The organism is Herpetosiphon geysericola (assembly GCF_001306135.1).
Taxonomy (GTDB): Bacteria; Chloroflexota; Chloroflexia; order Chloroflexales; family Herpetosiphonaceae; genus Herpetosiphon; species Herpetosiphon geysericola.
On record NZ_LGKP01000008.1, the window covers coordinates 259679 to 273300 of the forward strand.

Consider the following 13622-nt stretch of genomic DNA (forward strand, 5'->3'; position numbering starts at 1 on the left):
GGATACAGAGCCATGGCATTACCATCAATTGCAGCCTATGCAATTCCAACTGAATTACCAACTAACCGCGCAAATTGGGCCGCCGAGCCACAGCGCGTCGCCTTGTTAATTCACGATTTGCAAAATTATTTTGTCGATGCTTTTCCTGCTGGCGAAGAACCAATTAGCAGCGTGTTGCATTCAATTGCCTGCTTGCGCGATCACGCTCATGCCCTGGGCATTCCGGTGTTTTATTCGGCCCAACCAGGCGACCAAGCGCCCGAAGATCGCGGCTTGTTGAGCACATTTTGGGGCAAAGGCTTGAGCACTGGCACGCCACCAGAGATTGTCGCGCCGCTTGCACCCCGTGATGGCGATCAGGTGATCACCAAATGGCGGTATAGCGCATTTCAACGCACGCCATTGCGTGAATTGTTGCGTGAAGCTGGCCGCGATCAATTAATTGTGTGTGGGGTTTATGCTCATCTTGGCTGTTTGTTGACCGCCTGCGATGCCTTTATGCAAGATATTCAGCCATTTTTTGTGGCCGATGCAGTCGCAGATTTTACCCTTGATGAGCATCGTATGGCCTTGCAATACGCCGCTGGGCGTTGCGCTGTGGTCACCACGACCGAGCAATTGGTACGCGAATTGGGCTACAACCAATTACGCAGTGAGTTGCACGATTTGCTTGATGATATTGCAAGCATCGGCCCTGATGATAACTTGCTCGATTGGGGCTTGGATTCAGTGCGCTTGATGACCTTGGCCGAGCGCTGGCGAGCAGCAGGCTGCGAAGTTGGTTTTGCTGAATTGGCCGAAACCCCAACTTTAGCCGAATGGTGGCAACGCCGTTTTGCCGCCCAAAATTTGGAGCAAACTCATGGCTAAGCTGGCGCTATCGGCGGCACAACATGGCATTTGGCTGGGTCAACAGCTTGATCCGAGTAGTCCGCTGTATAACACAGCCGAATATGTGACCCTGCGCGGTGCAGTTGATCTGACCAATTTGAGCGCTGCGATTGAGCAGGCCTTTGCTGAAACCGAAACCCTGCATTTGCGCTTTGACGTTGAAGCTGGGCAACCATATGCAGTGATCGAGCCACAGCCAATCAACCTGACCGTGCATGATTTGCGCGATTTGCCCGATGCTGAAGCACGAGCCATGGCTTTGATGCAGCACGATTTGGGCAATGTGGTCGATCTGGCGGCAGGCCCGTTGTTTAACACGGCGATTTTGCAGCTTGCCGATGATCAGGTTTTATGGTATTTGCGGGCGCATCACATTGCCTTAGATGGCTATAGTTTTGCCTTGCTCACCAAGCGCGTTGCCGAAATCTACTCGGCGCTGCAAACCAAGGCCACGCTCAGCCCAAGCTTTGGCGCATTAGCCCCAGTGATTGCTGAAGATCAGGCCTATCAAGCCTCGATTCAAGCCACGCTTGATCGCGAGTTTTGGGTCAATCGTTTTGCCTCGAACCCACAGATCGTTAGCTTGACCCAGCAAACTGGCTTATCGCAACCGCGTAGCATTCGCTTGAGCACCGCCTTGGCCAGCGACTTGATCGAACGATTAACCGCGATTGCCAAACCAACTCGCAGCACATGGCCCGATGCCTTGATGGCGGTGGTGGCAGCCTATCTCGCCCGCTGGAACAACAGTGCAAGCGTGGTTTTGGGCATGCCGTTGATGAGCCGCTTGGGTTCGGTAGCGTTGCGCGTGCCATGTATGGCGATGAATATTGTGCCGCTGTGCCTCAATATTGCTGCCGATCATGATTTAGGCCAATTGACCGCCGTGGTTGCTGCAGAACGCAATGCCTTCCGCAAGCATGGCCGCTATCGTTACGAACAATTGCGCCGCGATTTGGGTTTTGTTGGCGCTGGGCGGCGCTTGTTCGGGCCAGTCGTCAATATTATGCCCTTCGATCATCCGCTGAATTTTGGCAATTGCCAAGCTCAGAGCACCGCGCTTACCGCTGGCCCTGTCGAAGATTTGGCCTTCAACGTGATTTTGCGTGGCAATCAACTGTATCTGACGCTTGAGGCCAATCCTGCTTGCTATAGCCAAGCAGCGCTTGAATATCATTTTGCGGCAATTCAACAACTATTAAATGGCTGGCTGGCCAATCCAAGCATACCTGTAGCTGAGCAACAGGTTTTGTCAGCGCCGCTTGTGCTTGATGGCGGCGAACTGCGCTTGCCATTGACTAGCGTGATTGAGCAGATTTTGAGCAATGCCAAACAACAGCCGCACGCCTTGGCTTTGGTTACTGACACTGAGCAACTGAGCTATGCCGAGTTGGCGAGCCACGTTCATGCTTGGGCTGGCCAATTGGTGCAACGCGGGGTAACTGCTGGCAGCGTGGTTGGCGTGGCTTTACCGCGTAGCCGCGAGGCAATTGTGGCGATCTTAGCGACGCTCTGCTGTGGCGCTGCCTATCTGCCACTTGACCCGCAATGGCCGCAAAGCCGCTTGGCAAGTGTCGTCGCCCAAGCCCAACCAGCCTTGGTGTTGGCGCAACAAGCCTTTGATCTGCCCAATTTGCTGTTGGTCGAGCAGCTGAGCAAGGCCAATGCATGGTTCGAGGCACGGGTCGATTTGGCCCAACCTGCCTACATCATGTATACCTCTGGCTCGACTGGCGAGCCAAAAGGTGTCGTGATTAGCCATCAGGCTTTGGCTGGTTTTGTGCAGGCAGCGGCTGAGTGTTACGCGATTAATCAAGATGATCGGGTACTGCAATTCGCTCCATTGGCCTTTGATGCAAGCGTCGAGGAAATTTTCGTGACGTTGTGCCAAGGTGCAACCTTGGTGCTGCGCAACGATGCCATGCTTGAATCGTTGCAGCGTTTTGTGGCGGCTTGCCAACAGCATGCGATTAGCGTGCTCGATTTGCCGACCGCTTTTTGGCATGAATTAGCTGATAGTGTGGCCCAAGGTTCGGTGCAGTTGCCCGAATGCCTGCGGGTGGTAATTATCGGCGGCGAGGCAGCGCTGCCAGAGCGGGTTCGTGGCTGGTTGAACGTGGTTGCGCCGAATGTGCGTTTATTCAATACCTATGGCCCCACCGAGGCGACCGTAGTAGCAACCGTGGCCGAATTGAGCGATCCCAATCAACCGATTACGATTGGCCGACCATTGGCTGGGGTGCAAGCAGCCATTTTGAGCAGCGACCAGCAGCCGATTTTTGCAGGCGATGTTGGCGATTTGTATTTGCTGGGCAATGGCTTGGCAACGGGCTACTATCAACGCCCCGATTTGGATGCGCTGAATTTTGGCCAACTCAGCCAATTGCCTAATGATCCGCGCGCCTATCGTACTGGCGATCGGGTGCGCTTGCTTGATGGTCAGTTGCAGTTTGTAGGGCGCAGCGACGACGAATTCAAAATTAGCGGCCAGCGTGTAACGCCCGCCGAAGTTGAATCGGTCTTTTTGCGCCATGAGGCGGTGCGCGAAGTAGCAGTCATTGGCCAGCAGCTTGGCAATGTCAGCAAGCGCTTGTTTGCGGCGGTTGTGGTCAGCGATTCGGTCTTGAGCGTTACTGAATTGCGCAATCACGCCAGCAAGTATCTACCAGCAGCGGTCGTTCCAACGGCAATCACGATTGTTGAACGCTTGCCACGCAGTAGCGCAGGCAAAATTGACCGCAAGGCTGTGGCGGGTTTAGCGCCAGTGCCCGTCGTGTCCGCTACTGCGAATGATACTGCTAGCTTGATTCGCCAAGTTTGGGCCGAAGTTTTGGGCCAAAGCGAGTTGAACGACGAAGCCGATTTCTTTGGCTTGGGCGGTCAATCACTGCAAACCATTCAGGTTGCCAATCGTTTGGGTATGGCCTTGGGTCGCGAAGTAACCGCCGCCTTGATCTTCCGCTATCCCACGATTGCTGGCTTGGCGCAAGCGCTCGACCCTGAATGTGAGCAGGCTGCTGAGGCCGCGCCACAATTTTTGAGCGATGCCAACTTGCCTGAGCAGATTGTGCCCAAACAACTGAATGCCCAGCCACGGCCAATCCAAACCGTGCTATTGACTGGGGCAACTGGCTTTGTCGGGGCGCATCTGTTGGCTGAATTGCTCAGCACAACCACCACCAACGTGATTTGCTTGGTGCGGGCGGATTCGAGCGCGGCAGCGTTTGATCGCTTGCAAGCTAGCTTGAATCACTACGAATTAACAACCGATCAGCTTAGCGAGCGGGTTGAGGCTTGGCAGGGCGATTTGGCTCAGACTCAATTTGGGCTTGACGATCAACAATGGCAAAGCTTGATTGATCGTTGTGATTTGATTTATCACAATGCAGCGGTGGTCAGCGTGGTGCGCGAATATAGCAGTTTGCGGGCGGTTAATGTCAACGCGACCAGCGAAATTGTGCGCTTGGCAGCGGTGCGGTGCACACCGGTGCATTACGTTTCAACCTTGGCGGTTTCGCCACCGCAAAGCGTGATGCACCGCGTGCCCGAAGATTTTGTGGCGGCGCATGCTGGCCTACGCGATGGTTACAGTCAAAGCAAATGGGTTGCCGAACGCTTGCTCGAACAAGCGGCTACTCGTGGTTTGCCCGTCGCCGTCTATCGTTTGGGGCGGGTGGTTGGCCCAAATCAAAGCAATTTCGTCAATCAAGATGATTTATTCTGGCGGATTGTCCAAGCAGGTGTGCCACGTGGCTTGTTGCCCAGCCTGCCTGTCGAGGAAATCTGGAATCCAGTTGATTTTGCTGCACAGACAGTCGTGCAATTGAGCCGTAATCATCGCGGGGTGCGAGTGTATAACCTTGCGCCTAGCGAACCAATCAGCTTTGCCCAACTTTTGGGCTGGGTTGGCGAGTATGGCTATGCCGTGCAATTGTGCAGGGTTGAGCAATGGTATCAAGCGTTGCGTAACGCCGACGATGCGATGAGTCAGGCAACGCTGACCTTCTTTGAGCGCCAGGCTGATGGCGGGGAACTGCCCAGCGCAATTGGTACGATTGAAAACAAACGCTTGCTGCAAACGCTGGCAGCGCATGGCATCGCCGTGCCTGTGATCGATCGCGAGCGCTTCTTTGGCTATCTTGAGCGGTGTATTCGGACGGGTTTGTTGCCCGCGCCCGATTTACGCCAGACTAGTATTGGTATACGCTAAATTTTTAGCATACAAAGGAATTACACCAATGACATCCCTTTCAGTTCGTTTTCGTTCGTTATTGGCCTTACTCGCGCTTGTGACGTTGGCTGCTTGTGGCTCGACCACGGCTCCAACCGCCACCACCGCCCCTGCGGCAACCGAGGCTTCAGCAGCAACCATTCCTCCTCCAGGAAGCGAAGTGCCAGCGGAAACTGAAGTACCAGCCGCAACTGAAGCGCCAACCGTCGAAGCAACTACAGAAACCAGTGCTAGCGCTACCCGCAGCATTGAAACTCGCTATGGCACGGTCGAAGTGCCAGCAACTCCTGCTCGGTTGGTTACGCTTGATGAAGGCGCGTTGGACACCGCTGTGGCCTTGGGTATTATCCCAGTTGGTGGCATTAGCTCACGCTTGACCGACGGCGTTGCACCTTATATTGCCGCTAAAGTGCCAGGGATTGCGATCGTCGGCAACCCTGGCGAAATCAATTTCGAGGCAGTAATTGCTGCAAATCCCGATTTGATTTTGACCCACAACCGGATCGACGAAGAAACCTTTAAAAAATTGAGCGCCATCGCTCCAACCATCGTGCCAACCAACGGCATTGGTGCTTGGAAAGATGCAGCTGGCGAATATGCAGCAGCCTTGGGCAAAACCAGCGAACTCGAAGCATGGTTGAAAGAGTTCGATGTTAAAGTTGCTGATGCCAAAACCAAATTGGCAATCAAAGCAGGCACAACTGGCGCAGTTATCCGCTGGATGCCCCAAGGCCCATTGGTGATGGGTCGCTTGTTGCCAGCTGTTGTTTTGATTGAAGAATTGGGCTTGACCTTGCCCCAAGTTTCAATCGACTTAGGCACCGATGCACCGCACACCGATGTGTTGAGCTTGGAGCAATTGGCAACCGTTGATACCGACTGGTTGTTTGTGGCCACCTTCAACGCCGAAGGCGACACCGCTTTGGCTGGCGCTCGCAACCAAGCAGCATTCAGCCAATTGAAAGCCGAAAAAGCCAAGCAAGTTATCGCTGTCAATGCCCAACTCTGGAGTAGCGCGTTCGGCCCATTGGCCGCCGATGCCATTTTGAGCGACATTGTAGCCAACGTTCCTGCTGCCCAATAAGCGCGGGATCAGAGGCTAGGGGTTAGGGTTCAGGAGAACAGGAACAGCGGAGAACACGAAGGTTGATGATCAGAAGAGAGAAACCGTAAAAGGTGCAAATATTGGGGATTGTGCTGAATAAAAACAATCCTCAATGTAAATATTAGGGGGTGCAGGGGGGATGAAAACCCCCTGCGTCTCCCGCTGGCGGGACGGAAGGGTGGACAATAAAAGACTAGAGAGCCGAAACCGCGAAGCATGCGAAGGCCACGAGAAGAGGAGAGAGAAACCGTAGAAGGTACAAATATTGGGGATTGTGCTGAATAAAAACAATCCTCGATGTAAATATTAGGGGGTGCAGGGGGATGAAAACCCCCTGCGTCTCCCGCTGGCGGGACGGAAGGGTGGACAATAAAAGACTAGAGAGCCGAAACCGCGAAGCACGCGAAGGCCACGAAGAAGAGGAGAGAGAAACCGTAAAAGGTACAAATATTGGGGAGTGTGATAAACAAAAACAATCCTCAATGTAAATATTAGGGGGTGCAGGGGGATGAAAACCCCCTGCGTCTCCCGCTGGCGGGACGGAAGGGTGGAAAATCCCTAACTGGGGATTGGTTGGTGGGGATCGGGGATTGGTTCGATTGTGGTAGCAGAATAATCAGTGGCATCTGTGTCAATCTGTGGCTAAACATAGTTTCTGCTTTCCCAATCCCAGCCCCAGCAACCGACCCCAAATTAAAACATTCTTGGGAAACTGATACATGGCTACGACTTTTCTCTCGCGACGCATGCTCATTGGAGTGCTGGCAGCCCTAGGCTTGTTGGCAATTGTTGTTTTATTGAGCCTGGGCATTGGCTCAGATAACGCAATTGGCTTTGCTCAAGTGTTGGCGGTACTGCAAGGCACAGGCGATGAGCAAGCGCGTATGACCGTGCTCGATTTACGTGTTCCACGCACCATTATTGGCTGTTTGGTTGGGGTTGCTCTTGGCTCTGCTGGCGCACTCCTTCAATCGGCGGCGCGTAATCCCTTGGCCGAACCTGGCTTGTTGGGCGTAAGCGCTGGCTCAGCAACCGCGGTCGTCATTTCAATCGCGCTTGGCGCAAGCCTCGATAATTTGCAAGTTTGGATTGCGATTGTTGGGGCGTTGTTTGGCTGTAGCGTGGCCTTAGGCGTAGCCCGCATGAGCGGCCTTGGCGATGATCCAATTCGTTTGGTGCTCGCAGGTGCTGCCTTGAGCAGTATGTTGGCAGCAGTTTCATCGGTGATTCTTTTGACCGATCAACGGACTGCTGATGAAGTGCGCTTTTGGACGATTGGTGCGATTGCTGGTCGCAACTTGAGCAGCATCCAGCCTGCGATTCCTGTATTATTATTGGGTTTGGCGGTTGCCTTGCTGTTGGCGAGGCCATTGGCGGCGCTCGCTTTGGGCGAAAAAGTTGCCAGCGGGCTTGGCCAACGCCCGAAGTTAGTCCGTACAGGCGTGATGATTAGTGTTGCCTTATTAGTTGGCTCGGCCACGGCGATGGCTGGCCCAATTGGCTTTGTTGGGCTGGTTGTGCCGATTGCCGCGCGGGCGATTGTCGGGCCGGATATTCGCCGCGCCTTGATTGTGGCTGTGTTGCTTGGCCCAAGTTTCGTTTTGCTTGCTGATGTGCTTTCGCGGATTGTCGCCCGACCTACTGAAACCCCGCTGGGCGTGATTTCAGCCCTGATTGGTGCGCCAATTTTGGTTTTGATTGTGCGTAGCCAACGCTTGCCAGCACTCTAGGAGAACGTCATGGATCGACTTTCAATGACCTCAACGAGTGCTGCTCACGATATTTCAGCACCAACAGCGTTTAATGGGCGGCCAGCAGGCTTGTGGGTGCTGAGCTTTGGCCGTTTCAGCCTCTTGTTGGATCGACGGGCTTGGCTGGCGAGTTTGCTGTTGCTGCTTGCCACAATTGTTTTGGTTGGCCTGAGCCTTGGCAGTGGCACGGTCAAAATTGCACCATTTGATGCTTTGGCTGCACTATTCAATCAAGGCGAAACCAAAACTATTTTTATTGTGCGCGATTTACGCCTGACGCGGGTTTTGGGCGGTGGGATGGCTGGCGCTGCCTTGGGCATGGCTGGCTGCTTATTGCAAACCTTGAGCCGTAATCGGCTGGCCAACCCCGATACGATTGGGATCGATAATGCGGCGACGGCCTTTGCAGTCGCTTCAGTCGTGGCGGTCAGCACAACCCTAGCGCCTTCGGCAATGGCATTAACTGGCGCAATAACGATGCTTTCATTGACGTTTGCTTTGAGTGGTGGGGCTGGCACACGTGGCTATCGCTTCCTCATCACTGGGCTTGGTTTAGGCTCAATTTGTGGCGCTGCTACTAATTTGATGCTGGCGCGAGCACCCATCGACGCTGCTAACACGGCGTTTCCTTGGACGGTCGGCAGTTTGAATAATCGTTCGGGCGTAGTGGTAACCTTGCTGGCTTGGGGCGTGGTGGTGATGTTGCCGCTGGCCGTGATTGTGGGCAAACGCCTGAATTTGGTGCGCTTGCCCGACGCGGTGGCCCAAAGTTTGGGCGTGCGGGTCAATCGCCTGCGCCTGTTTACGATTTTGTTGGCTGGTAGTTTAACTGGCTTGGCGGTGGCAGTTGCTGGCCCGGTTGGAATGATCGGCTTGGCAGCGCCCGAATTGGGTCGGCGTTTGGCTGGCCCGCGCACCGTGCCGATTGTTCCGGCGGCCTTGGCTGGCGCATGTTTTACCATGCTGGCCGATTTGCTTGGGCGCACCTTGTTCAGCCCAACTGAAATTCCGGTCGGCATTGTGACCGCCTTGGTTGGCGGCCCCTACTTATTATGGTTCCTGTTGCGAACCCCGAGAGGCAAACAATTATGAGTGTTTCTCCCCCAGCGGCTTTGCAAACCCAAAATTTGGTCTTGGGCTACCAACGCACAACGATTATCGACCAACTGAATGCTGAAATTCCCCATGGTCAAGTTACGGCAATTATTGGCCCAAATGGCTGTGGCAAATCAACCTTATTAGCAGGTTTGGCCAAATTGCATCCGGCTAAGCAAGGCCAAATTTTGCTCGATGGCCGTGATATTGCCCGCCTTTCGCCGCGTGAGATGGCTCAATCATTAGCCTTGCTGCCCCAAGATGGGGTTGCGCCCGACGGCATGACTGTGGCCGATTTGGTGCGTTTTGGCCGCCACCCGCATACTGGCTTATTACGCCAATGGTCAAAAGATGATCAACAGGCGGTTGTCGAGGCGATTGCTACTGCCGATCTGAGCAGCATGGCCGATCGTCCGCTAACCACGCTCTCTGGTGGTCAACGCCAACGAGCTTGGATTGCTATGGCGCTGGCTCAAGCTACACCCTTGCTGCTGCTCGATGAGCCAACTGCGGCGCTTGATCTTGGCCATCAGATCGAAGTCTTCGAGCTGATTCGCCAATTAGCAGCCGAGGGCAAAACTGTGGTGATGGTGGTGCACGATTTGGCGAGTGCTTGTCGCTATGCCGATCATCTGATTGCCATGCGAACTGGCACAATTATCGCTGCTGGAGCACCTAAAGCCATCGTTACGCCCGAATTAATTCATCAACTCTATGGTGTGCACTGCCGATTAATTCCCGATCCTGTGAGTGGAACACCAATTATTGTTGGTGTCCAACGCAGCATCGAGAAATTAGAAGAATGAGAGAGGGAGAACATAGGGGTCAGGATTCAGGGGCTAGGTTTAACGCGGAGACGCAGAGCAAGCAACGAGGAACCGCGAAGAACACGAAGGTTAGGGTGAAGGAAACTTAAAAATAATCCAATACACAAATATTAGGGGGTGCAGGGGGATGAAAACCCCCTGCGTCTCCCTCCAGCGGAGGGACGGAAGGGTGGAGAAACAAAAACCATGAATTATACAAAGCTGCGAAACCACGAAGAGCACAAAGGTTAAAGTGAAGAACCTTAAAAATAATCCAACACACAAACATTAGGGGGTGCAGGGGGATGCACACCCCCTGCATCTCCCTCCAGCGGAGGGACGGAAGGGTGGCGAACCATTAATGAACATTCATCACAGCTAAATAAAATCATTTGCAATGAAGGCAACCATAGGCTTACTTCCCTTCGTGGATCTTCGTGTCCTTTGTGGATCAATCAACCAATCTTTATAAGGAGCATATTATGCAATCACATACAACCATTCCGACCGCACTTGGTTCGAGCTACATCAAAAAATTATGCAAACACTACGCCCACAAAATCAAGGTCGAATACGACGATCAGCAAGGCATGGCCTATTTTGCGATGGGCACGTGTGCTATGCACGCCGAAGCTGAGCAACTAACTTTTGTAATTAACGCTGAAACCCCCGAAGCGATCGCCGCCATCCAACACATCATGGACGAACACTTTGAACAATTCGCCTTCCGCGAAAAACTCAAAATCGAATGGCAAGCGGACGCAACTCAAGTCGAAGGCTAACGCAAAGGATGAGGGATGAGGGATGAGGGATGAAATCAAAGGGCAAAAGTCAAAAATCAAAAACCCGATAGCCTTCTTCCTTTTGTACTCTTTGTGGATCAACTAAATCCAGTAGCCCCTTAGCACTGCATGCTGAGGGGCTTTTTTATCAGTTAATCGGTATACTCTTTTGGATAGTACTCAATCCATTGGCTCAAATTATGAGGTAACTGATTGTGATCAATTGGAAATTGTTGATCAACCGATGCCAAAAGATAGAACAGGAAATTTATGCGTTTATGGTGTTGATATTCAGCATAATTGCTATTGATAAAACATAATTCAAAGGCTAAATTCTTCTGATTTACCATAATTGAGCCAAGTCCAATACATTCTAGTTCAGGGTCAGATGCATAGGGATGTGTAAGGATGGCTAACAACGTTTTATGCACAGCTTGGAGTTGGGTTTTGACCAATGCTGGCACAAAATCAACCGCAACTTGAAGGATGTAGTGCTCATTGCTAAGTGCTGCGGTTAGAAATGACTGCGACATATGATATTCCCTTATTAAGGTAAGCGCCCACACAGTAACGATTGAATTGGCAAAGCGCGGTGCTGATAGCTAAACCCAGTCAAATATTGATCTGCTGCAACGCTATTTTGGGCCGCCGTGCAGGCTGCTTGTAGATCGGCAGTTTGTTGATGGATTGACATAAATGCTGCTGCCCATTGTTTATCATCAGCATCACTCTGTTGGGTTTGGGCATAAAAGGCTTGGGCAGTTGCTTCATCGCCTGCTAATAAGGCTGTGTATAACGTTTGAAAGCGGGCGATTGCGCTAGTCAACTCAAGCTCGTTGCCCTCGATGCCAATTGCTGGATAGGGTGCTTGAGCATTGGCCGCAGCAATGAATAATATTTGAGCTAATGCATAATCATCATTTTCCAAGGCTGCAAATCCATCAAGCAACAGCCAATAGGGATGTTGCGAATCAATTGGGTCGGGCGTGATTGAGCTAAGCGTATAGCGCTCGCCATCCCAAGCATAAATTTCGGTTTGCTTGCGCTGAATGCCCGCGCCATCTGAGCCAACTTTGCCACGGTTAATGATTAATTCGAACGTGCCATCAGCGTTGAGATCGGCCCAATTCATGGTTGGATTGGTTGCGCTCAGATCTAAAATTGAATGAAACTTCGCTGCTTGCCACTGCACAATATTAATCGATTCGGAGCATGTATGTGCCCCACATCCAGCATTGTGCACAACAATTTCTGGTTTGCCATCATTCGTCAGATCACGCACCAGCCAAATCCGATAGCCATTGGCTTGATCAGTTAATAATGTCCAGTTCGGTTGATAAACTCCATTCGCATCAAGAGTTAAAAGGATGAGCACTGGTGGATAGCCAGCAGGCAGCGTAATTAGAATTTCGGCCTGGGCATCATTATTCAAATCAACAGTGCGATATTGTTGGCCAATGATTTTAGCTGCGTTGGTTGATTGATGTTGTTCTGCCCATGCATTTAATAGCGCGTCCAATTGCTCGCGATTGCTTGGTTGCGCATTGACAAAATCGGTCAGCAGATCGACATATTCGGTTACCGAAACTGGCGCTGTTGGTGGCAGCGGCCAGTCGCTCGGCAAGGTTGTTGGCATTGGGGTTGCGTAGCTTGCTTGAATATAAGGAGTTGAGGTCGGCCAAGCGGTTGGGTATATACGCTCTGTTGGTTGGGTGGTCGGGCTACTATTGTTGGCATTCGAAAGAGCTGTTTGGTTGGATGTACAGCCCACGAGCATCCCCACAATTCCAATAATTGCCCCCAGCTTGTTGCTTGAAAACCTTTTCATTGATCAATTCTCTCCTGTTAACCGCACCCAACTGAAAGGGATCGGCATATGCAATGTTTGCATCCGTTGATAGAGATCGCTTTGGCGAAACATAGCCACCCAAGCACTTGCAAAATCCCAAGGAGCTGTTAAGTGTTGATTTTGGATGTCTGTTTGATACGATTGAGCGCTAAAATGCTCATAGAGCTTGCTATATTCCTGCATACGCTGAATTGCAAGCTTGCTGCGTTCCTCAACTGTACCATCAGGCTGGCGAATATAGTGTATGTAGGCATCAGACCATGATCGGCGTTCGATCGAAGCAAAAGCATTATCACGCAGCCAAATCGAGAAGGTTGGGGCAAGTTGACTGCATTCTGCCGGAGTAGTTTCATCGCCTGAAATAACGCAAAAAACCGCTGGATCATCACCATCATCACGCCGAAGATAATAGATAACGTAGCCATCATGTTGGGTAAATGGCAGCATCAACGGGTCGTCTAACCAGGGGATTGAGCCTTCAGCAATCAAATCTTGAATGACTTCAAACGTTTCATCAAAATGATCGATGGCCGCATAATCGCCATCAAACCAACTGTGGGTGTTGGTATTGCCAAAAGTGTGCAAAAAGGCGCGATAACAGGCTGGCAACTGATAGCCACGGCGTTGTTCCAGCGCGCTGAGCGTTGCTTCATCAACCCCTGCAACAGTCGCAACCACCTTTGTTTGCGCCACAAAACGCGCCAGTTCATGCATATAGGTTGTGTGCATATGAGATTCTCCCAATCTCTCGATGGAGCGAGATCATCAATTATAAAGGCAAAAACCAAAAGAATGAAGTCAGAAGTCAGAAGTCAAAACCTGAATTTCATAGCTAAAAGCCCCTCTCTTTTCGCGTCCTTCGCGTCCTTCGCGGTTCTGAGCCTTCGTGCGCCTTCGTGCGCTTCGTGGATCAGGAATGTGGCATTTGACACGCTTCAAGAATGCTGCTATACTACGCGAGTTGTCGAAACGAACTGAAACGAATGACAGCACGATGTTTGCTCAACATCACACATTTGACGAACTGCTCCGCTCCGATGGCCATCTGGCATCAGCGGATTTTTTATCGCCAAAATTGCACCTTTCCAACTGATGGGTGCTGCGTCCGCAGC

10 protein-coding genes are annotated in these 13622 nt (G+C 52.0%); 7 read left to right on the top strand and 3 right to left on the bottom strand.

What is annotated here, in order from left to right; genetic code table 11:
• Window positions 1–12: 12 nt before the first annotated feature.
• From SE18_RS04750 to SE18_RS04780, 7 genes are all read left to right on the top strand, one after another.
• A complete protein-coding gene (locus tag SE18_RS04750; protein WP_054533272.1) occupies window positions 13–870 on the top strand; it encodes an isochorismatase family protein in 858 nt (285 codons plus the stop codon).
• Window positions 863–5101 carry a non-ribosomal peptide synthetase gene (locus SE18_RS04755; protein ID WP_054533273.1) on the top strand — a complete coding sequence of 1413 codons (4239 nt, stop codon included), beginning with the start codon at window positions 863–865 and terminating at the stop codon, window positions 5099–5101. The genes SE18_RS04750 and SE18_RS04755 overlap by 8 nt, the downstream gene beginning before the upstream one ends.
• Window positions 5102–5129: 28 nt before the next feature.
• On the top strand, window positions 5130–6206 hold the full coding sequence (locus tag SE18_RS04760; RefSeq protein WP_054533274.1) for an ABC transporter substrate-binding protein: 1077 nt from the start codon (window positions 5130–5132) through the stop codon (window positions 6204–6206).
• A 740-nt stretch (window positions 6207–6946) separates the two neighbouring features.
• Complete coding sequence (locus SE18_RS04765; RefSeq protein WP_054533275.1) at window positions 6947–7957, top strand: FecCD family ABC transporter permease; 1011 nt, start codon at window positions 6947–6949, stop codon at window positions 7955–7957.
• Between the two features lie 9 nt (window positions 7958–7966).
• Entirely contained in the window at window positions 7967–9070 is a 1104-nt protein-coding gene (locus SE18_RS04770; RefSeq protein ID WP_083469724.1) for a FecCD family ABC transporter permease, read from the top strand.
• Window positions 9067–9879: an ABC transporter ATP-binding protein gene (locus tag SE18_RS04775; protein ID WP_054533276.1), complete on the top strand. Its 813-nt coding sequence runs from the start codon at window positions 9067–9069 to the stop codon at window positions 9877–9879. The genes SE18_RS04770 and SE18_RS04775 overlap by 4 nt, the downstream gene beginning before the upstream one ends.
• Window positions 9880–10361: 482 nt before the next feature.
• A complete protein-coding gene (locus tag SE18_RS04780; protein ID WP_054533277.1) occupies window positions 10362–10661 on the top strand; it encodes a DUF2218 domain-containing protein in 300 nt (99 codons plus the stop codon).
• Between the two features lie 152 nt (window positions 10662–10813).
• Here SE18_RS04780 and SE18_RS04785 read toward each other — a convergent pair whose 3' ends face one another.
• The 3 genes from SE18_RS04785 to SE18_RS04795 are packed head-to-tail and all read right to left on the bottom strand — an operon-like array spanning window position 10814 to window position 13239.
• Window positions 10814–11194: a hypothetical protein gene (locus tag SE18_RS04785; RefSeq protein ID WP_054533278.1), complete on the bottom strand. Its 381-nt coding sequence runs from the start codon at window positions 11192–11194 to the stop codon at window positions 10814–10816.
• Between the two features lie 14 nt (window positions 11195–11208).
• On the bottom strand, window positions 11209–12489 hold the full coding sequence (locus tag SE18_RS04790; RefSeq protein ID WP_054533279.1) for an FG-GAP repeat domain-containing protein: 1281 nt from the start codon (window positions 12487–12489) through the stop codon (window positions 11209–11211).
• A 3-nt stretch (window positions 12490–12492) separates the two neighbouring features.
• Window positions 12493–13239, bottom strand: coding sequence for an SMI1/KNR4 family protein (locus tag SE18_RS04795; RefSeq protein ID WP_054533280.1), 747 nt, complete (start codon window positions 13237–13239; stop codon window positions 12493–12495).
• Between the last annotated feature and the right edge of the window lie 383 nt (window positions 13240–13622).